We start from the raw sequence: 19998 nt of genomic DNA on the forward strand, positions 1-19998 counted from the left end.
TCAAACTTCTTATTTTGAGAGTAAAATTTTAACCAATTTTACTGGAACAAATAAAACCGCTTTAATTTTCGAACAAAACTTATATATGTTTGATATATCACTGGTTACAGAATTTGAAATTTTAGATAATACTCCAGTTATAATATCCACGGGAAAATCACTGGGTTTTATGAAAATTGAAAATAATAAAATTGAAATTTATAAAAGTAACTTCCGTATCAAATCAACCGAATTTAATGAAACGATTTTATTATCGAATTCTCTGAAGAAAAAAACATTATATAAGATAGGATTTAATAAAACAATTAATGGAGTGACCTTTTTCTTAAAAGGCGGTGATATTTCATTTGAAAAATACTATGGAGTTGATGATGACGTATTTCAAAATGCGATGAGAGGACAACTTTTTTTTGAAGTTCATTCCGGCAATATTAAGGTTTATAAATCTTATACCAGTTCTAATTACAACAAACAGCCCAAAGTAAGTATATATGGAGATTCTTTTGTTGAGGGTGTTGATTTAAAAACTTTTGGTTCAAGTTTAAACAATCGCTGGTGCGTAAAGTTTGCCAATGAAATAGGCATAAATAACTGTTTCATAGACGGAAAAGGAGGAGAAAGTCTTTCTAAGGAATGGCTTAATCGTATGAAACTAGAGAACACATGGTTTAAATCTGAATATGTAATTCTTTGTTTAGGAACCAATAACTATAAAACTATTAATGATTACATAGCGTATATGTCACAGGCAATAACTTATTTAAAAAATAATAATCAAGTACCAATTCTTGTAACGGTTACGCCACATCCCGATTTCGAATATAATTTAACTGCTGGCAAAATTAATAACTGGGTTATTGCATCGGGAGAAAAATATATTGATTTTCATAAAGCATTAACCAAATCAGACGATGTTTCTCAATGGGAGGATAGATATATCCAGCCTGATGGCATACATCCAACAGTACTAGGATATAATGCAATGTATAATCAACTTAAAAAAGATTGTCCCTATATATTTGACGACATTTAATAAGTCTTGCAAAAAAAAACAGAGTACATTTTATTGTACTCTGTTTTTAAATTCAAAAATGTTTTTAAACTATAATGAGATTATTCGTAAATAAATGTTTTTTCAGTTTTTACGATTCCATTTTCTTCAATTTGAGAACAGAAAATCGGAAAGTTTAATTTGTTGTATTTATACTTTCTGCTTACAGCTACCAGCGCCGTAGATGAAGGGCTAAAATTCATTTCATTGTTATAAGATATATCCTCAAAAGTAAATTCATCTTCGTGATACGAAATCATCGGTACAATTACTTTATAATTATCACCAAAAAGACTCTGAACGATTAACTGATCTACCGATTTTTTGTCATCATAAGTAAATGTTTTAGAGATTTTATCTCCAACTAATCCTTTATGTTTCGAAACATTATCGTTAACGTAAACATATTCGATTTTACCAATAATTTGTTTGTTTTTGTCGCGTGAAGTACGTCTTACAATGATCCCGTTTTCAACAATATATTCAATATCGTCAAGCAAATTTTGATGATTTGTACTCTTTTTTGTGGTAACTTTTATCCTTGCTCCTTCATAACCAAAAGTCACTACTTTGGTAATGTAATCAGGGCCTTCCTGATATTTTTTAACAAATTTAGTGATATTATTATCTGCATTGTAAGTGTAGTTTATAACCTCTTTCCAGTCACTTCCAACTTTATCTTTTACAGTCATATCTAGTAAACCACTCTTATTGTAAAAAAAGTGCTGCACAACATCAGAAGTAGTGATGGTTTGTATCTTCCCGTCTTTAAACACAACGGTTTTGTTTACAATTTCACCATCTTTAGAGTTTTGGTAGTTTGTTTTTATAATGTTGATTTGCTTTAATCGAACAGGGGCATCTTCCTGACTGTGTAGCAAAAAAGGAAATACCATCATTATGATGGCAAGAAAGTAGGTTTTCATTTTGTTTTTGTATTGATTTGGGATGACCAAAATACAAAATTCTTCCAAAATTAACAGTTTAAATCTGAAAATTCGCTTTCTTTTTTACATTTTGCGCCAAATGCAGAGCCAATTTTACATTCTTTACAACAAAACAAGTTTATTTTTCTCCAAAAATTTTAACGTCATCAACCATAAATGCTCCATTTAACGTTTTATCTTTTCCAGAGCCCACATATCTAAATGCAATATGAACATTTCCCTGATAAGCTGATAAGTCTATTCCGCCAGAACTAATAAAAGCTCTTGAAGGTGTAGATAATGAAGGTACTTTTGCTTCCAGTTTTGTCCATTTTGCTTTAGTAATACTGGAACCATCAAAATTTGTTGAGACGTAAACTTCAAGTGTATTTAAAGGCGAATCGACTTTTAAATCATGTTGTGCACTTCTAAAAGACAGTGTAGCATTTTTATAATTGGTTAAATTAATTTTTGGAGAAACCAGCCACGCAATATTTTCTGCGGCCGTAGTACTCGTAGTATTAAACTCTGCATAACCATTTCCGGCATAAACCATACTCTTCCATAATTTACTCGCTTTCTCTACAATATTACTCCAGCCTAGTAGTACAAAATTCACATTGTTTTTAACGGATTGAAAATCTTCAGCAAAAATTGGTGTGTTTCTTTTTCCATTCATTACAATATCACTTTCAGATCGAATCATTAATTGATAATCAGAACTAAACTTAGTTAGAATTCCCCTCACTTTTCCACTGCCCTCGGGAACAAAATGATCTGCAAATTTTGCATAACCACTTGTTCTGAAAATAATTTGGTAGCCTGATTTGTCTCTTAAATTCCAATTGGTTGACCCACCCACATTATTTGATTCTTCAAAATAATGACGACCCAAAGCGGCCTCTGTAAACTCAACATCGTTTAGTTCTATCAGAGTATTTAACTTACTGTCAGAAAGCGCTTCTTCGACAGAAAGCGATTCTACTAATTCATTTTCATTTATAGAAGTGCACGATGCATTCAATACCTCTTTAATTTCATTCTGCGAAATTCTCCCAATTGTGGGATCTCCTGCATTACTTACATATAAAGTTCCTATCCTTAAACCTCCAAAGTATAAATCGGTAAATTGGTTTTTAAGCTTTATGTAAACTTTATTCCCAATTCTGTAATCAATATAACTATTTGACATATCAACGGGAACACTAAAACCAATTGCAGAATTTTGTGAAGATGCTTTTGTTTGAAAAGAAATACTTTTGAAAAAATTTCCCTCTTCATCACTTGAAACAACAAAGGCTTCTATAACATCATCATAAGAATATTGTTTTGCAACATTTCCAGAAAGCTCGTAAACTTTTTCAACTGTTTTGTTTACTGCAAAATCTGGTTGTGTGCATTCTAACTTAGGATTTTCAATTTCATTATTGCAACTCCAAAAAGACAGTAAAGACAAGATAAAAAATGATTTTAATAGACTATTTTTCATGATGATAATTTTTCAGTTTTATAACCCAATTGTAAGATTTAGAAAATAAGTTCGTCCGTAACCATAATAATATTTAGGCCCAAAAGAAGGAGTTCCACTAGAAACATCCTGATTTAATGCTCTGAAATTTGCATTTCTGGCTTGCTCAAAACCTCCCGTTTTATAAGTTAAATCCAAAGCATTATTTACGCTGGCAAAAAGACCAATATACTTTTTATGAATACGCCAGGATTTACCTCCATTTAGATTTAGCAAAGTCACAGGATTAAATTTTTCCTGTTTTAGTAATTCATCTCCCCTTTCAGAAGTTGCCTCTGGAAACGGAAAACCATTTATTGAATTGATATAGAATTGTCGCGTTCTGGAAATTGGAGAGACATCAATATAACTTTCTGCCAAATAATTAATATTGGTTCCTATCCACCAAAATTTTGGATCACGGTATTCTAATCCTAATGAAAAAGCTTGTTGCGGAGTTCCCGCTTGTTTGTAATCTTTAAGATATGACGGCCCAAAATCAAAAGTTACCGGCGTATTGGTCTTGGCTAAATTGGCATCATTTGTAATGGTAACATTTGGATTACTATTATAAATATAACTCCCGTATGCGACTGAAAAAGTCGTTTTTAAAGTGGACAACATTTGATATTCGAAACTTAATTCTGCTCCACTATTTTTTTTATCCAAGTGTGTTAAAGTCTGACTTACAAAAGCATCCACAGCATCGTAACCAGCTCCCTTATCAAAGATTCCTTCAGCATAAAAAAAAGAGGTTTGTGAGGCGTTTTTAATTAAAGTATAATAAGTCGATAAACGCAATTTCAATTTTGGGGAATGATAAACATAATTAAGCTCGGCGCTACTAATGTTTTCACTTTCAACACCATCAATGACCGTATTATTTAAGCGTGAATTAGAAAACGTATTTCGTAATGAAGGTGCTCGGGTAAGATGAGCTCCATTAAAAAACAACAATTGTTTTCCTGAGATTTTATAGGTAAAACCGCCTTTAAAACCGAAGTTTTCAAAATTGACTTTTGCGCTTTTTCCTAAAGAATTTGTCGGATAAAGTCCGTTTTGATACAATCCTTCCCTTTGATAATCGGATATCGAATACAATTGTGCCAAATAAAATTCTGTTTTATTATAGGAAAATTTAAACTGTGCAAAAGCATCCAGAACATTTGCCAAAAAATTATAATTATAGCCATATGTATCCCCTACTTTTACTTGTCTGTTAGGATTTTGCAAATCAGATTGCGAAAGACTTCCTTTATAAAAAGGATCAATATCATCAAAATATGCTCCACCAAGAAGATCCAGTAAATACTGAAAATTATGGGATTTTAGATTCCGAAAAGTAAATCCTCCATCAAAAGAAATATTAGGCGTAATTTGTTTATTTAGATTAGAATTCAGTGCAAAAGTTCGATCATCGGTTCTGTCTTCGTACAAAACATAATGACTTTTTGCAGGTTCAAAACCGTTTTTACCAGGTTTTTGATTTGCCAGATAAATTTCGTTCCAATCAATTTGAGGATTAGCGAGAAATGCAATTCTGTTTTTCTCTGCCTTTTCATAATCCGGAGTAAAATCACCTGAAAATTCCCCCTTGTCTTTTGCGTAAAGAGAGCTAAAATAACTCGGCATCTTTTTATAATAAACAGGGTCCGGACTATCTGCATTTTGATAATCTAAATTACTGTTTCCCACTTTTCCGAATTGATACATCGCACTCGAATTCAGATTTGTTTTATCATCAATTTTAAAATAATGATTTAACATAAACAGTGGCTCTTCGATATTTTTCACTCTCGCATTTCGTTTTTTATCATTCTGATATCCCCAATACGAATTGTACTTTTCCCCCATTAAACTGGTTACTTCATTTGTATTGGCAGAATTTTTAGCGCGGGAATTTGGCGTATAGAATCCGGTAAAATTTAGGGATTGCCTCTTATTTAATTTCTTTTCTACGCTAATAAAAAAAGAATCAGCATTAAAACTTGTTCCCTCAAAATAACTTTCGTCAGCCCATCTTTTACCAGCCGAAATTGCATATGCCCAACCCGACGCATTCATTCCCGATGCATAGGTTCCAATTGCCCGCCAGGAATACGTTGTATTACTTCCTGAAAACGTAAGTGAAACTCCTTTACGATATAAAGAAGCTTGCGTAAAAATTTGTTGTGTTCCTAAAATTCCACCGAAAGTATAATTTGAAAATGCTGTTCCTACTGAAAATTCCTGATTACGAAGAACACTATTTAAACCTCCCCAATTACCCCATTGTGGTCTTCCGTCATAAATTTTATTCATGACCATTCCGTTGAGCATCATGGTACCGTTTTCACTATCGAGCCCGCGAACCCTAAATCGGGTCTGTCCCCAATTAAATGCCGACGCTTGCATAAAAGCATCTTTTGAAGATTGCAAAAGTCCAGAAGTCATTTCAGATGAACTGCTGTCATCCGAAAAATCACTATCAGACAACGTAATCAATGCTGCCGGAACTTCGTCTGAATATGTATCTTCTAGTTGTAAAATACCAAGATCTATATTTTGTCCTGAATTAGACCGTACTTTTAAAAGGAAATCTTTATAACCCTGACTTCTCAGCAAAAGTAATTGCTCTTTTTTGGGAAATATATGTAGTTCAAATTTCCCTGTTTTTGATGTGAGGCCCATCACAGCAGTATTTTGTATCGTCACCACTACATTTTCCAACGGATTTTGAGTTCGGGTATCAATAACAATTCCGGTTACAGTGATTTCTGTTTGTGAAAAAGCAGAATTAAAGAAACATGTAATAAAGAAAAAGACTAAGTATTTTTTAACCATTTAAAAATCCAATTTACTTTGAAAATAATTTTAGGATGATAATCCTTTATTCAAAAGATAAAATTGGCTTTTGGAAAAGTGATATTGCTATAAATTCAAATATAGGCAAAATATTTAATATTAAATAAATTCTTACAAATTTTATTGAATATTAATCAAAAATAAAAAACAAGAAATGAGCGGGTTTTTCAGAAATTAGATTAAGATTACTCCATCACTTTATATTTCTTTTGTGGGTTTTATTACTATCATATCTTTCATGACAGTAATGGTTAAGTCTTTATCGACGATAAATCCCGCTCCCTGTAACCAATTGCCACAAAGACGAATTAACGGAACTACTTTAGGTTTGCGATTGTACATGTCTGTAGAACGCGATATTCTATGAAAAGAATATGTTTTAATACGGCGAACAGATAAGATTTCGGATGTTCTTTTTAGGTCAGAACTTGCATTTGTGGTTTTCGATTTCTTTGCTTTTTCTTTGTGACTCATTTTCACTTCTTTTTAATGACAGGAAATAAAACCGATTCCGGTCTTTTCCGTTAAATAATTAGCACACGAAGCTACGAAGCTTCGCTCTGCCTTTTCATGAAAGTGTAAGTCATTGCGAAAATACTAAAAACTAAGTAAATTCCTATAATTTTATTAAATATTAATCAAAAATGAGAAAAGCAGAATTATGCTGTTACTCTAATTTTAGAAACCATAAAAGCAATCAGAACACCAAAGATTCCGATAAAGGCAAAAGAAAACTGGAGTCCAAAGTTTTGAGCAATATGACCAATTACCGGTGGCCCCATTAAAAAGCCAAGAAAACTTACGCTCGAAACTATTGTTAAAGCTTCTCCTGCTGGAACGGTCGGGTTTTTTCCTGCCAAACTATAAACGGTAGGAACAATAGTAGCAACACCCAAACCAACAGCCATAAAAGCAATAGTACAAGGAATAATATAAGGAAGAAAAACGGCTGTAAAAAGTCCGGCAGAAATCATAACGCCACTAATTTGCATAACACGCTCACGGCCAAATTTATTAATAAGACCATCGCCTAAGAATCTTCCGCTCGCCATCATGATCATAAACGAGGTATATCCTAAAATTACCAATGGTCCGGGAGCTTTTACAATATCTTTAAAATAAACACCGCTCCAGTCAAACATTACGCCTTCGCTTGCCATACTGCAAAAACCAATAACGCCCAACCAGATTAAAGTAGCATCCGGTTTTGCGAACAATTTCTTTTTCTCTGTTTTATGCTTAATTTTTTCTTTGGCTTTGACCAAAAATTTAAAGTTAAAGGCAACCATTAGCAGGACAACCGCTCCAACGATTATAAAATGATGTAACGGAGTTAGATTTAAAGCCAGCATCCCTAAGCCTACTAAAGCTCCCGTAAATCCGGCAAAACTCCACATGCCATGAAAAGAAGACATGATTGTTTTTCTAAAAAGTACTTCGGTATAAACGCCTTGCGTATTTACGGCTATGTTGGCTAAATTCCCAAATAAACCAAACAGAAATAAGCCAACAGATAATTGAAAAGCTGTTGTTGCCAAGCCTAAATTTGCCAGACACAAAACGTACATGATTAAAGAGAAAACCAGGATGCGATGACTTCCAAATTTGGTAACCATTTTTCCCGAAAAAGGCATAATAACCAATTGCCCCATTGGCAGGGCAAAAAGTATCGATCCTAAATCACCTTCGGTTAAATGCAAAGCGGTTTTAATATCGGGAATTCGGCTTGCCCAGGTCGCAAAACTCAAACCCATACCAAAATAAAACATTCCAACTGCAAAACGAATTCGATTTAAATAAGAGGCTTTTGCTTCTCTGTAAACTTTCTTGATTTTTCCTTTGGTCTGAAAAAGTTGTAATGGATTGAAATTTATCAAAATGATCTCGTTTTGGGATTATATCATAAAAGTACAAAAATCCTTTATTATATAGTTACACAGCTTAGTTCTTCGCTTATTTATATCGTTATTGTTTATAATTAAAGACTTTCTGCACTAAAGAAACGTTTTATAAAATCCTTGTATTGCTATTGCAAAAACTACTTCTGCAATTATATTATTACTTAATATTCATGAATTATCTAATTGTCTAATTATCTAATTAAGATTACTTTTGCCTTATGATAAAATGGATAACAAAACTGTTTTCATCACCACAAAAAGAAGAGAACATAGACTATATGAAACCGGAGGTTCACGAACACCAAAAAAACAATATAAAAAACGTGAGTAAAAAATATCTAATCGTAGGACTTGGTAATATTGGTGCCGAATACGTAAATACAAGACACAACATTGGTTTTAAGGTACTTGATTTTTTAGCCAAAAAAGAAGGCCTTTCTTTTGAAACGGTAAAATTGGGTGCTTTGGCGGAATATAAATTTAAAGGCAGAACTTTTTTTCTTCTGAAACCAAATACTTATATGAATCTCAGCGGAAAAGCGGTAAAATACTGGATGGATAAAGAAAATATTCCTCTGGAAAATATTTTAGTAATTACCGATGACTTGAATTTGTCTTTCGGAACTATCCGAATTAAACCAAAAGGAAGTGACGGAGGTCATAATGGCCTAAAAAACATCAATTTGGTATTAAATACACAACAATATACCCGTTTTAGATTTGGAATCAGTGATCAGTTTAAAAAAGGGCAACAGGTTGATTATGTTTTAGGTGAATGGGACGAAGAGGAAAAAGCAAAATTGGCAGAACGTCTTGAAGTATCGGCAGAAATTATAAAATCATTTGGAACTGCCGGATTGGAAAACACGATGACGACTTTTAATGGAAAATAAAGATTTACAAGCATTTAAGACTTTAAAAATCGAATTATAAATTTATTAAATTGAATAATAACGAAATAGTATTTTCAATTCCAAAGTTAAATGTCTAAATTTGGATAAATTATTATAAATCATAAAAATCATAATATCATGGCTTTTGAATTACCACAATTACCTTATGCATATGATGCATTAGAACCACATATTGATGCTCGTACAATGGAAATTCACCATTCTAAACATCATAATGCATACACAACAAATCTTAATGCTGCTATTGCAGGGACAGATTTGGAAGGAAAAACAATCGAAAATATCTTAATCAACTTAGATAAATCTAATGCTGCAGTTCGCAACAATGGTGGAGGTTTTTACAACCACAATTTATTCTGGACTGTAATGTCTCCAAACGGAGGAGGATTACCAACTGGCGATTTATTGGCAGCAATCGAAGCTTCTTTTGGAACTTTTGAAGAATTTAAAGCAAAATTTGCTAAAGCGGGAGCTTCTCAATTTGGTTCTGGATGGGCTTGGTTAACAGTTCAAAAAGGAGGAAAATTAGAAGTTGTAGGTACTCCAAATCAAGATAATCCATTAATGCCAGAAGTTGCTGGTCACGGTGGAACTCCAATTTTAGGAATGGATGTTTGGGAGCACGCTTACTACTTAAACTACCAAAACAGAAGACCAGATTACATCGAAGCTTTCTTTAATGTAATTAACTGGACAGAAGTATCTAGAAGATTTGCTTTAGACAAATAAGAAAATAGAATATAGAGTAAAGAAAAAAGACGGATGGCCTGATTGCTATCCGTCTTTTTTTGTTTCCATATAAATTATGTTCAACAATCTTTATTCTTTGCTCTATTTTCTTTCTTCTGAACATAAAATAAAAAAGGCGAAATCTCTTTCGCCTTTTTTGCCCCAAATCTACCATAAACTTAACCTACTAATGTTATGGTTCTGTAAATGTATGACAGCTATTTGTAGCAAAAAAACTTTTTAGATGAATGGTAAATATATCCGATAAAGGGAACACTTTGTTTTGTAGAAAGTAAGAGAGGTATAAAAAATAAAAAAGGCGAAATCTCTTTCGCCTTTTTTGCCCCAAATCTACCATAAACTTAACCTACTAATGTTATGGTTCAGTAAATATATGGCGACTATATGTAGTAAAAAAACTTTTTAGATGAATGGTAAATATTTTCGATAAAGTGATTCTAGTAATCTCTTTTGTAAATACTTATCTGAATAAAATAAAAAAGGTGGAATTGCTTCCACCCTTTTTGCCCCAAATCTACCATAAACTTAACCTACTAATGTTATGGTATTTCAAAAGTATCATTGCTTTTCATTTTCACCAAACAAACAGGATGAACGGCAAAAAAAACCGATGAAATGCACAAATTAACCTTTTATTAGTATTTTATTAATACGCTCTGGCGTCTTTTCCTTCATAAAAATTCATAAAAGCTCTGTTTACAACTCGATTTCCTCCTGGTGTAGGATAATCTCCTGTAAAATACCAGTCACCTAAATTTTTCGGACATGCAATGTGCAAATCTTCTACTTTTTGGAAAATAATTTTCACTTCTGCATTAATTTCAGGAGAGCTTAACATCTCAGCGATTTTATCTGAAATCTCTTCTGGTGTAAATTGATCGTATATTGCAGTTACGTAGTTTACAACATCTTTATCATCAAAGTTTTCCTGTGCTTTACATTTAGCGTAAACCTCGTCAACTATATAATATAAGTTTCTTTCTTTTAATAAAGTCAATGCAGCTCTAAAAGCAACAAGTCCTTCTAGTTTTGCCATATCGATTCCGTAACAATCAGGATAACGAATTTGTGGTGCCGATGAAACAATTACAATACGTTTAGGATTTAAACGATCCATCATTTTAATGATACTCATTTTTAATGTCGTACCACGAACAATACTATCATCAATAATTACCAAATTATCGGTTGGTTTAATTACCCCGTATGTAACATCATATACGTGCGCTACTAAATCATCACGGCTACTATCTTCTGTAATAAACGTTCTAAGTTTCGCATCTTTAATTGCAACTTTCTCTGTACGTATTTTTACAGCTAATAATTCCTGTAATGTTTCAGCAGTTAGTGTATTTCTGTTTGCTAAAATATAATTGTTCTTTCTTTGATTTAAGAAATCCTGAGCAGCTTCGACTAAACCATAAAATGAAGTTTCGGCTGTATTTGGAATATAAGAGAAAACAGTATTATCTGTATCGCTGTCAATTGATTTAAGTACTGCCGGTAAAATTAATTTACCCAGATCTTTACGCTCCTGATAAATCTCTGCATCACTTCCTCTTGAGAAATAAATTCTTTCAAATGAACACGCTTTTTTAACGGTTGGTTCAAGGATTTGCTCCATTGATACTTTTCCATTTTTCTTAATAATCAAAGCATTCCCCGGATCGATTTCCTGTACGCTTTCAAAAGGTACATTAAATACCGTTTGAATAACAGGACGTTCAGAAGCCACAACAACTACTTCATCATCCTGATAGAAGTAAGCCGGGCGAATTCCTGCAGGATCTCTAAAAACAAAAGCATCACCATGACCAAGTAAACCAGCCATTGCATAACCTCCATCTAAATTTTTAGCAGAGCGGTGTAATATTTTTGCAATATCCAAACGTTCTGCAATTACTGGAGAAGCCTCTCTTTTTGAGTAGCCTTCTGCTTTACAGTCTTGGTATAATTGCATTACTTCTTTGTCTAAGAAGTGACCAATTTTTTCCATTACCGTAACAGTATCAGCCATTTCTTTTGGATGTTGCCCAAGTTCAACCAGATTTTCAAAAAGTTCTTTAACATTTGTCATATTAAAGTTTCCTGCCAAAATCAGGTTACGGTGCATCCAGTTACTTTGACGTAAAAATGGATGTACACTCTCGATGCTGTTTTTTCCAAAAGTTCCGTAACGAACGTGACCTAAGAATAATTCTCCTATATATGGAATCTTTTCTTTAAGCTCTTTGATATCATCACCAAGTTCCGGATATTCTTTTAATTCTTCGCTAATGCGTTCATTAATTTGTTTAAAAACATCTTGTATTGGCTGAGCATGATTAGAACGAACTCTGCTTATGTAGCGTTGTCCAGGTTCAACATCCAATTTTATACTTGCAAAACCAGCTCCGTCTTGTCCACGGTTGTGCTGTTTTTCCATCATCAAATACATTTTCTGAATTCCGTAAAAAGCAGTTCCGTATTTTTCTTTATAATATTCAAGCGGTTTAAGAAGTCTAACTAAGGCTATACCACATTCGTGTTTTAAAGCGTCGCTCATTGTTTTTGTTTTTGTGTGTTGTTGTAAGTTGTGTGTATTAACGTAATAAAAAAAGCCCCGTGTTATCGAGGCTTTTGGGCATTATATTTCTATGTCAAACTGAGTTAACGACTTAAATTGCTGTAATCGAATCGCTACTTCTGCTTTGCTTAATGTTTCCATCCTTTCAGTTCCAAATTTTTCTACACAGAATGAAGCTAAATTTGAACCGTAAATAATTGCATTCTTCATATTGTTAAATGAAATATTTTCACTTTGTGCAATAAACCCAGAGAAACCACCTGCGAAAGTGTCTCCTGCTCCTGTTGGATCAAAAACATCTTCTAATGGTAAAGCCGGTGCAAAGAATACTTCTCTGTTGTGGAATAAAAGTGCTCCGTGTTCTCCTTTTTTGATCACCACATATTTTGGTCCCATATCCTGGATTTTGGCAGCTGCTTTTACTAATGAATATTCACCAGAAAGTTGTCTTGCTTCTTCGTCATTAATTGTAATTACATCTACACGTTTGATAACGTCTAATAATTCAGGAAGAGCGCAGTCCATCCAAAAATTCATTGTATCTAAAACAACTAATTTTGGTTTTTTCTCCATTTGATCTAAAACACTGCTTTGTACTAACGGATGTAAGTTTCCTAACATCACAACATCAGCGTCTTTGTAGTTTTGAGGAACTTTTGGCTGAAAATCTGCCAAAACGTTTAATTCAGTAACTAAAGTATCTCTTGAGTTTAGATCATTATGATATAAACCGCTCCAGAAAAAAGTTTTACCACCTTTTACAATTTCGATACCAGAGATATCAATATTTTTTGAAGTCAATAAATCTAAATGTTCTTGAGGAAAATCGTCTCCAACTACAGAAACAATAGCCGATTGCAAGTTAAAAAAGGATGCTGATAAACCAATGTATGTTGCAGCACCACCTAATATTTTATCTGTTTTTCCGAAAGGAGTTTCAATCGCGTCGAAAGCTACTGTTCCAACAATCAATAATTTATTCATTTTATGAATTTCGAATTAGGGTGCAAAGATACTTCATAAGTTACAATATTGCAACGGTTTAGACTCTCAAATTTTTCTTAAAAAAAAGACAACGATTTCGTAGTAAAATACCTGTAAATGAGGTTTTTAAAATTGATTTGCTGAAGATCTTAAAATATGTTTTATGAATTTAAAAAACAATTTATTTTTTAAAAAATGTTTCGAATTTTATTTAAGTCTTTTAAAAGAAGATTTTTTTCTTTTACCACTTAAAACACCAAGAATAGTAATATGATATCTTTTTACTTTAAACACAATTAGCCAAGTTTTGTAATTGACTTCTCTGTAAATTTTAGTTTTTGTGGGGAGATTTTCACATTCAGAATAAATGAGGGGGTCATTAATTATTCTGTTCAAAGTTTTGTTTATTCCATTACCAATTTTAATTGCATTTAAAGGTTGCAACTTTTCAAAAGCGATATAGTCAACAATTTCTTCTAAATTTTGAAAATAATTCTGTGTAATATCTAATGTATATTGTTTTGAATCTTGAGTTTCTTTTCTTCCCATTTCTCGTTAAACTTTTCCAAAGACATTGTTGGTGATTTTTCGGCATTTTCAACCCACTTTACAAAGTCTTCTTTAGATAAATCATGTTTGATTTGATCAACTTCATTATTGAAATCGATCGATACTTTCAATGATTTTCCAATGTATTTTTTTGGAATTTCAATTGAAAGATTAACAATTTTATCCTTAGGAGTAATGGTCTTTTGTATCATTTTTTTAATTTAATGTTACTGACACAAAATTACAAATAAAATAATTAAAAATTAAATATGTAGGAATATTATAGTTGATATTTTTTCTTTTACCACCTAAAACATCTAGAATAATAGTGTGATATTTTTTTTACTTAGGATTCTTTAACTTACTTGTGTTTTTTATCCAATTAATTGCATCCCTCATAGGTTCGTCAGAATCTGAAAATGCTGTGTTGTGCCCCAAGTCTGGAAACAATTTATATTCATAATGTTTTCCTTTAGATTTTAATTTCTCGAGATATTCCATTGATAGTTTCACAGGAACTTGAATGTCTTTACCTCCAAAAATCCAGAATCCTGGAATTGATAATTTAGAAAGAATAGCATTGGTATTTGTATCAATAAACTCATATCTGTCCGGATCATTGAATATGTGTTTTCTCGCCTCTTCCTCTGAGTGCGTATCCCAAAAATTTTGATCACCATTTGTATAAAACTGGAATCTCAATTGTTCTTTTACTGTTATAAGTGCTCCGCTGAATATCGTCATAAATTTGACTTTTTTATTTTTTTCTGCAGCCAATGGAATTATCCATCCGGCTTGACTACCTCCTGTTAAACCAATTGGTATTTGATCATTTAATAAAAATTTAGACAAAGTATTTACGGCAGTGCTAACGTCTAAAGATAAAAGATTCAGGTTTGCGAAATCAACATTGTTGGTTCCTACTTCAGGACCGGCATATACGCCTCCAGATTCTCCAACTCCGCGTTTATCATACGTTAAAACTGCAATTCCATTATTGGCTAGAATTGTTGCAAAATCTATCATTCTTTTTTCTTGTCCAGATCCATGAACAATTACAACGGCTGCCTGTATTTTATTTGGTGTAAAAATAGTTCCTGCAAGTGAAACTCCTTCACTAACAAATTTTATTTCTTTAATAGTAACGTTTGATGAAATTGCAAATACACAACTAGGTACAGAAAATAATAGCATTAAGAAAAAATAAGTGAAGACTATTTTTGCTCTTAAAATGCTTTTAAAATGGCAGTTTATTTTCATTTTTTTTCTTTAAAATGATATTACAACTGATACTTCTTATCAAAATAATTTTTCAAAACCCCAATCTGGATCAATATCATAAAAGGAACAATTAAAATTGCATATAATATGCTTTTTGAAAAATGTACTCCTGAAAAGATTGCAGAAATTTTATCTGAGTACACTTTACCTATTTCCAAATTGTTTTCTGCGCCAGCAAAAAGAATATTGTAAACAACTAGAAGAAGAACTGCACTTCCAATAAATACCCACATCGATTTTGAAATCAAGGGTTTATAAGGTTTAATTTTCGCTTTTTCCGCAACAAGAATTTGCGACATCAAGTTCGAAGTAAAATCAGCAGATGGCGATTGCAAAGTGTTTTCGGCCATCATTTTATCAATAAGATTTTCTAAATTTTTATCGCTCTCTTTCATAACACTCAATTATTTCGGGTTCTAACTGCTTTTTTAAAATGGTTGCTAATTTCTGTCGGCTTCTAAATAATTTTACCTTGACATTATTAGCATTTATATTCATGATTTTTCCAATTTCTTCTAAATTCTGATCTTCAAAATAAAATAAAGTCAGCAAAAAATTGTCATCACTTGGTAACAAATTTAAACAATTCTGAATAGCCTGCTTTCGTTCTTTGTCTTCTAAAGCACTTAAAGCGTTATCCATTGTTTTAACTAAATGTGAAGAAAATTCATCTATCGAAATAGTATTATCTTCTTTTTTATTTTTCTTCACACGATCTAAACTGGCATTATAAGCAATTTTATAAATCCAGGTCGAAAATTTAGAATCTCCTTTAAATTTACTTAAAGAATTAAATGCTTTAATAAAAGTATCCTGTGCAGCTTCTTCGGCTTCTTCCCTATTTTTGACTATCTTGAGCGACAAAGTAAAGATCATATCTTTATAACGATCAACCAGCACGGCAAACAAATTTGTTTCGCCCTGCAGAATTTTATCGATATAATGCTGATCATTTAATGTACTCATATTATATAGGACGACATGTTGTTTGTTTAGGTTACAAGAATTAGAAAATTAAATTTCAAATTTTTAAATTCCAACTTGAAAGAAAATCTCAAAATTTAAATTCCAAATTCCAATTGATGGAACTATAAGTGAACTTTGTCAAAGTTTAAAACTTTGACAAAGTTGTGATGTTGAAAATAATTTTATTATCAAAAGTAATTGATCATCAGCGACTTTTGGAATTTGGAATTTAAAAATTTGAAAATTATTTCACAAAAGCTGTAACCTCAATCAAAAAGATGTCGTCATATGGAATATCAATCAATTAAAAAATATAAATCATGGGTCCAGAAGTATTAGTACCATTTAGTTTTTGTGCAACAATCTTTGGGATTGTCTATCTAATTTATTCAACAAGAAACCGAGAGCGCCTGGCTCTTATAGAAAAAGGTGTTGATGCCAGTATATTCTTAAAAGGAAGAGGTAAAGGCGGTTCTATCTGGAAAATTTTTGTTGTAAATCTTGCTTTCTTATTAATAGGTAGCGGCGTTGGAATTTTTATTGCTTTATTAATCACCACTTATACGTCATTAAATGATGGGGCGGTTTATCCTTCAATTATTTTTATAATGGCCGGTATTGGACTTTTAGTCGGTTTTAAAACTGCAAAAGACATTGATAAAGAAGAATAAAAACTTAAGGAAATAAAAAAAAAGCATCAAATATTTGATGCTTTTTTTTTATTCTTTAGATCCGATTGTTTCGTAATAAACATCTATAGAAAGTTTCGGCTGTTGCGATGCCATTACAGCCAATTGATCGCAGCGTTCGTTTTGAGGATGATTGTTATGACCTTTTATCCATTTAAAATCAACCTGGTGTTTGCGATAAGAAACTAAAAACCTTTTCCACAAATCGGGATTCTTTCGGCCGACAAATTTCTTTTTCTCCCAGCCCAACACCCATTTTTTATCAACAGAATCTACCACATATTTAGAATCAGAGACTACTAAAACTTTCATATTGGGTTTCTTCAACTTTTCTAGACCAACAATTACAGCCAAAAGCTCCATTCTATTATTGGTTGTTAGGCGAAAACCTTCGTAGAATTCTTTTTTATGTGGCGTTCCAACCAATTCCATTACTACGCCATAACCTCCATTTCCGGGATTTCCTTTTGCAGCGCCATCTGTATATATGTGTACTTCGTGGGTCATTTTAGACTTCTTAGATTTTTAGACATTATAGATTTCTTAGATATAGATCGTTAGATTTTCTAAGAAGTCTAATGATCTAAAGCAATTTATTGCTCTAAGATAGTCCTGATAATTTCCGGAAAATGTTTTTGTTCTAATTCATGAATTTTTTCGGCAACAGTTTCTGGTGTGTCATCCTCTGTTAACGCTACATTTGCCTGAAAAATAATCCCGCCTTCATCGTAATTTTCGTTTACATAATGTATTGAAATTCCGGTTTCCTTTTCCTTATTGTTAACGATAGCCCTGTGTATGTGCATACCATACATTCCTTTACCTCCATAATTAGGCAAAAGCGCCGGGTGAATATTAATTATTTTGTTAGGATATTGTTCAATTATGTTTTCTGGAAACTTCAATAAGAAACCGGCAAGAACTATCAAATCCGGGTCGATTTCTTGTATTTTTTGTAGTACATTTCTCTCTAAAAGTTCGTTTTTTGAGAAGATTTCGACTGGAATTTGATGATTTTTTGCTCTTTCGATAACTTTTGCCGAAGCATTATTTGTAAAAACAGAAACAACCTTTCCAATTTCAGTATTCGAAAAATACTTTATAATGTTCTCCGCATTAGTTCCTGATCCTGAGGCAAAAACGATAATTTTTTTCATAAAAGAGTTAATTTTAATACTGCAAAAAACGGAATAAAAATCGAAAATAAATAGCTTTAAATCGGCTTTCTTGAAATTAATTTTATAAATTAGTGTTACATTTATAAACTAAATAGTTGTTTTAAAATAAAGTTTTTTATTTTTGCCAACAAATTAAATTCTAAAATTAAAGATTATGTCAGACATTGCATCAAGAGTAAAAGCGATTATCGTAGACAAATTAGGTGTTGACGAAAACGAAGTTGTAACAGAAGCAAGCTTCACTAATGATTTAGGAGCTGACTCATTAGACACTGTTGAGCTTATTATGGAATTCGAAAAAGAATTTGATATTCAAATTCCAGACGATCAAGCAGAAAACATTGCTACTGTAGGTCAAGCTATTTCTTATATCGAAGAAGCTAAAAAATAATAATACCACACCCGAATTTTAAAAATTCCAAATTTGAATGTCCAAATTCCAAAATTGGGATTTGTTTTTTGAAAAATTGGATTTTCTAAAAATCGGGTGTTATTATTTTTTTTAAAATTTAAATTTCGATTGATTTTCAATCAAAAAGATATATTTATATTGTAATACCCATGGCTCTTAAGTAACAATAGTGTTAAGAAAGCGTGGGTTTTATTTGTTTAAAGTACAAAACACATATTTATGGCATTAAGGCGAGTTGTTGTAACAGGATTAGGTGCACTTACTCCTATTGGAAATAACATCCAGGAATATTGGAATGCACTTGTGAATGGGGTTAGCGGAGCGGCTCCTATTACATATTATGATACAGAAAAGCATAAAACGAAATTTGCCTGCGAAGTAAAAAACTTCAATATTGAAGATTACATGGATCGCAAGGAATCTCGCAGACTGGATAAATTTGCTCAATATGCAATTGCTGCCAGTGATGAAGCTATTAAAGATGCTGGACTTACAAATGATAATATCGACAAAACTAGAGTTGGTGTTATCTGGGGAGCAGGAATTGGAGGTTTAGAAACTTTCCAGGAAGAAGTAATTTATTATGCTAAAGGCGATGGAACTCCAAAGTTCAATCCGTTTTTTATTCCTAAAATGATTGCCGATATCGCTCCTGCGCATATTTCTATGCGTAATGGCTATATGGGACCAAATTACACTACTGTTTCTGCATGTGCATCTTCTGCAAATGCATTAATCGATGCCTTCAACTACATTCGTTTAGGAATGTGTGACGTTATTGTTTCTGGTGGTTCTGAAGCTGCTATTACCATTGCCGGTATGGGAGGTTTTAACTCTATGCACGCTTTATCAACAAGAAATGAAAGTCCTGAAACAGCTTCAAGACCTTTTGACGGAACCAGAGATGGTTTTGTATTAGGTGAAGGTGCAGGTGCTTTGGTTCTTGAAGATTACGAACATGCAAAAGCCAGAGGTGCAAAAATTTATTGCGAAATTGGAGGAGGCGGAATGTCTTCTGATGCATACCACTTAACAGCTCCACACCCGGAAGGAATTGGTGTTATCGCAGTAATGAAAAACACATTGAAAGATGCAGGAATGAATCCTGAAGATATTGATCACATCAATACTCACGGAACTTCTACTCCATTAGGAGACGTTGCAGAATTAAAAGCAATTAGTGCAGTTTTTGGCGAACATGCTAAAAACATCAATATCAACTCTACAAAATCAATGACAGGACACTTACTTGGTGCTGCCGGAGCTATTGAGGCAATTGCTTCAATCTTAGCAATGAAGCACGGAATTGTTCCTCCAACGATTAACCATACTGTTGTAGATGAGAAAATTGATCCATCTTTAAACCTTACTTTAAACAAACCTCAACATAGAGAGGTAAATGTTGCAATGAGTAACACTTTTGGTTTTGGTGGACACAATGCTTGCGTATTGTTTAAAAAAATTGCTGAGTAATTTCTGT

General features: G+C 32.5%; 20 protein-coding genes. 6 read left to right on the top strand and 14 right to left on the bottom strand.

From position 1 onward, the window contains the following. Nucleotides 1-85 precede the first annotated feature (85 nt). Entirely contained in the window at nucleotides 86-1033 is a 948-nt protein-coding gene (locus KHA98_RS13755; RefSeq protein ID WP_213258507.1) for an SGNH/GDSL hydrolase family protein, read from the top strand. Between the two features lie 80 nt (nucleotides 1034-1113). Here the strand turns inward: KHA98_RS13755 and KHA98_RS13760 are convergent, their stop codons facing one another. From KHA98_RS13760 to KHA98_RS13780, 5 genes are all read right to left on the bottom strand, one after another. Then, a complete protein-coding gene (locus KHA98_RS13760; protein ID WP_213258508.1) occupies nucleotides 1114-1977 on the bottom strand; it encodes a hypothetical protein in 864 nt (287 codons plus the stop codon). 139 nt (nucleotides 1978-2116) lie between these two features. After that, complete coding sequence (locus KHA98_RS13765; RefSeq protein ID WP_213258509.1) at nucleotides 2117-3466, bottom strand: DUF5689 domain-containing protein; 1350 nt, start codon at nucleotides 3464-3466, stop codon at nucleotides 2117-2119. Between the two features lie 18 nt (nucleotides 3467-3484). Next, entirely contained in the window at nucleotides 3485-6307 is a 2823-nt protein-coding gene (locus KHA98_RS13770) for a carboxypeptidase-like regulatory domain-containing protein (RefSeq protein ID WP_213258510.1), read from the bottom strand. A 219-nt stretch (nucleotides 6308-6526) separates the two neighbouring features. Then, nucleotides 6527-6802, bottom strand: a complete 276-nt coding sequence (locus KHA98_RS13775) for a SymE family type I addiction module toxin (protein ID WP_213258511.1) — start codon at nucleotides 6800-6802, stop codon at nucleotides 6527-6529. A gap of 185 nt (nucleotides 6803-6987) precedes the next feature. Continuing rightward, nucleotides 6988-8205 carry an MFS transporter gene (locus KHA98_RS13780; RefSeq protein WP_213258512.1) on the bottom strand — a complete coding sequence of 406 codons (1218 nt, stop codon included), beginning with the start codon at nucleotides 8203-8205 and terminating at the stop codon, nucleotides 6988-6990. Nucleotides 8206-8447: 242 nt separating this feature from the next. Between KHA98_RS13780 and pth the strand changes: the two genes are divergently transcribed. Together pth and KHA98_RS13790 are read left to right on the top strand one after the other, a co-directional pair. Next, the gene (pth, locus tag KHA98_RS13785; protein ID WP_213258513.1) at nucleotides 8448-9122 is read left to right on the top strand and encodes an aminoacyl-tRNA hydrolase; all 675 of its coding nucleotides are present in this window, start codon (nucleotides 8448-8450) and stop codon (nucleotides 9120-9122) included. 138 nt (nucleotides 9123-9260) lie between these two features. Further along, complete coding sequence (locus KHA98_RS13790; protein ID WP_213258514.1) at nucleotides 9261-9872, top strand: superoxide dismutase; 612 nt, start codon at nucleotides 9261-9263, stop codon at nucleotides 9870-9872. Between the two features lie 667 nt (nucleotides 9873-10539). Here the strand turns inward: KHA98_RS13790 and KHA98_RS13795 are convergent. The 7 genes from KHA98_RS13795 to KHA98_RS13825 all read right to left on the bottom strand — a co-directional run bounded on the left by KHA98_RS13795 (nucleotide 10540) and on the right by KHA98_RS13825 (nucleotide 16239). Further along, nucleotides 10540-12438, bottom strand: coding sequence for an amidophosphoribosyltransferase (locus KHA98_RS13795; protein WP_213258515.1), 1899 nt, complete (start codon nucleotides 12436-12438; stop codon nucleotides 10540-10542). Nucleotides 12439-12519: 81 nt separating this feature from the next. Continuing rightward, on the bottom strand, nucleotides 12520-13443 hold the full coding sequence (locus KHA98_RS13800; RefSeq protein WP_194656315.1) for a PfkB family carbohydrate kinase: 924 nt from the start codon (nucleotides 13441-13443) through the stop codon (nucleotides 12520-12522). Between the two features lie 207 nt (nucleotides 13444-13650). After that, a complete protein-coding gene (locus KHA98_RS13805) occupies nucleotides 13651-13992 on the bottom strand; it encodes a type II toxin-antitoxin system RelE/ParE family toxin (RefSeq protein WP_213258516.1) in 342 nt (113 codons plus the stop codon). Continuing rightward, complete coding sequence (locus tag KHA98_RS13810; RefSeq protein WP_213258517.1) at nucleotides 13950-14204, bottom strand: hypothetical protein; 255 nt, start codon at nucleotides 14202-14204, stop codon at nucleotides 13950-13952. Before KHA98_RS13810 ends, KHA98_RS13805 begins: the two co-directional genes overlap by 43 nt. Nucleotides 14205-14334: 130 nt before the next feature. Continuing rightward, nucleotides 14335-15252, bottom strand: coding sequence for an alpha/beta hydrolase family protein (locus tag KHA98_RS13815; protein WP_213258518.1), 918 nt, complete (start codon nucleotides 15250-15252; stop codon nucleotides 14335-14337). A 20-nt stretch (nucleotides 15253-15272) separates the two neighbouring features. Then, a complete protein-coding gene (locus tag KHA98_RS13820; RefSeq protein ID WP_213258519.1) occupies nucleotides 15273-15668 on the bottom strand; it encodes a hypothetical protein in 396 nt (131 codons plus the stop codon). After that, nucleotides 15652-16239, bottom strand: coding sequence for an RNA polymerase sigma factor (locus KHA98_RS13825; RefSeq protein WP_213258520.1), 588 nt, complete (start codon nucleotides 16237-16239; stop codon nucleotides 15652-15654). The genes KHA98_RS13820 and KHA98_RS13825 overlap by 17 nt, the downstream gene beginning before the upstream one ends. 320 nt (nucleotides 16240-16559) lie before the next feature. Here KHA98_RS13825 and KHA98_RS13830 point away from each other — a divergent pair, with 320 nt between their 5' ends. Beyond that, nucleotides 16560-16910, top strand: coding sequence for a DUF6249 domain-containing protein (locus KHA98_RS13830; RefSeq protein ID WP_213258521.1), 351 nt, complete (start codon nucleotides 16560-16562; stop codon nucleotides 16908-16910). A 48-nt stretch (nucleotides 16911-16958) separates the two neighbouring features. On the opposite strand, the gene rnhA is transcribed toward KHA98_RS13830, so the two are convergent. Next, nucleotides 16959-17435 (bottom strand): ribonuclease HI, encoded by a 477-nt coding sequence (gene rnhA, locus KHA98_RS13835; protein WP_213258522.1) that lies wholly within the window; start codon nucleotides 17433-17435, stop codon nucleotides 16959-16961. Nucleotides 17436-17521: 86 nt separating this feature from the next. Then, nucleotides 17522-18085, bottom strand: coding sequence for a phosphoribosylglycinamide formyltransferase (gene purN, locus KHA98_RS13840; protein WP_213258523.1), 564 nt, complete (start codon nucleotides 18083-18085; stop codon nucleotides 17522-17524). A gap of 175 nt (nucleotides 18086-18260) precedes the next feature. On the opposite strand from purN, the gene KHA98_RS13845 reads away from it, so the two are divergent. Then, nucleotides 18261-18497 (top strand): acyl carrier protein, encoded by a 237-nt coding sequence (locus KHA98_RS13845; RefSeq protein WP_007137004.1) that lies wholly within the window; start codon nucleotides 18261-18263, stop codon nucleotides 18495-18497. Nucleotides 18498-18737: 240 nt separating this feature from the next. Further along, on the top strand, nucleotides 18738-19991 hold the full coding sequence (gene fabF, locus KHA98_RS13850) for a beta-ketoacyl-ACP synthase II (RefSeq protein ID WP_213258524.1): 1254 nt from the start codon (nucleotides 18738-18740) through the stop codon (nucleotides 19989-19991). Nucleotides 19992-19998 lie beyond the last annotated feature (7 nt).

Origin of the sequence: Flavobacterium branchiicola (assembly GCF_018383905.1) — a bacterium.
GTDB classification, from domain to species: domain Bacteria; phylum Bacteroidota; class Bacteroidia; order Flavobacteriales; family Flavobacteriaceae; genus Flavobacterium; species Flavobacterium branchiicola.

Coding starts and splice junctions, on each gene's coding strand:
- purN (WP_213258523.1), bottom strand. CDS start 18,085: ATGAAAAAAATTATCGTTTTTGCCTCAGGATCAGGAACTAATGCGGAG.
- KHA98_RS13810 (WP_213258517.1), bottom strand. CDS start 14,204: ATGATACAAAAGACCATTACTCCTAAGGATAAAATTGTTAATCTTTCA.
- KHA98_RS13830 (WP_213258521.1), top strand. CDS start 16,560: ATGGGTCCAGAAGTATTAGTACCATTTAGTTTTTGTGCAACAATCTTT.
- KHA98_RS13800 (WP_194656315.1), bottom strand. CDS start 13,443: ATGAATAAATTATTGATTGTTGGAACAGTAGCTTTCGACGCGATTGAA.
- KHA98_RS13760 (WP_213258508.1), bottom strand. CDS start 1,977: ATGAAAACCTACTTTCTTGCCATCATAATGATGGTATTTCCTTTTTTG.
- fabF (WP_213258524.1), top strand. CDS start 18,738: ATGGCATTAAGGCGAGTTGTTGTAACAGGATTAGGTGCACTTACTCCT.
- KHA98_RS13775 (WP_213258511.1), bottom strand. CDS start 6,802: ATGAGTCACAAAGAAAAAGCAAAGAAATCGAAAACCACAAATGCAAGT.
- KHA98_RS13790 (WP_213258514.1), top strand. CDS start 9,261: ATGGCTTTTGAATTACCACAATTACCTTATGCATATGATGCATTAGAA.
- KHA98_RS13825 (WP_213258520.1), bottom strand. CDS start 16,239: ATGAGTACATTAAATGATCAGCATTATATCGATAAAATTCTGCAGGGC.
- KHA98_RS13805 (WP_213258516.1), bottom strand. CDS start 13,992: ATGGGAAGAAAAGAAACTCAAGATTCAAAACAATATACATTAGATATT.
- KHA98_RS13770 (WP_213258510.1), bottom strand. CDS start 6,307: ATGGTTAAAAAATACTTAGTCTTTTTCTTTATTACATGTTTCTTTAAT.
- KHA98_RS13820 (WP_213258519.1), bottom strand. CDS start 15,668: ATGAAAGAGAGCGATAAAAATTTAGAAAATCTTATTGATAAAATGATG.
- KHA98_RS13845 (WP_007137004.1), top strand. CDS start 18,261: ATGTCAGACATTGCATCAAGAGTAAAAGCGATTATCGTAGACAAATTA.
- KHA98_RS13795 (WP_213258515.1), bottom strand. CDS start 12,438: ATGAGCGACGCTTTAAAACACGAATGTGGTATAGCCTTAGTTAGACTT.
- KHA98_RS13765 (WP_213258509.1), bottom strand. CDS start 3,466: ATGAAAAATAGTCTATTAAAATCATTTTTTATCTTGTCTTTACTGTCT.
- rnhA (WP_213258522.1), bottom strand. CDS start 17,435: ATGACCCACGAAGTACACATATATACAGATGGCGCTGCAAAAGGAAAT.
- pth (WP_213258513.1), top strand. CDS start 8,448: ATGATAAAATGGATAACAAAACTGTTTTCATCACCACAAAAAGAAGAG.
- KHA98_RS13755 (WP_213258507.1), top strand. CDS start 86: ATGTTTGATATATCACTGGTTACAGAATTTGAAATTTTAGATAATACT.
- KHA98_RS13815 (WP_213258518.1), bottom strand. CDS start 15,252: ATGAAAATAAACTGCCATTTTAAAAGCATTTTAAGAGCAAAAATAGTC.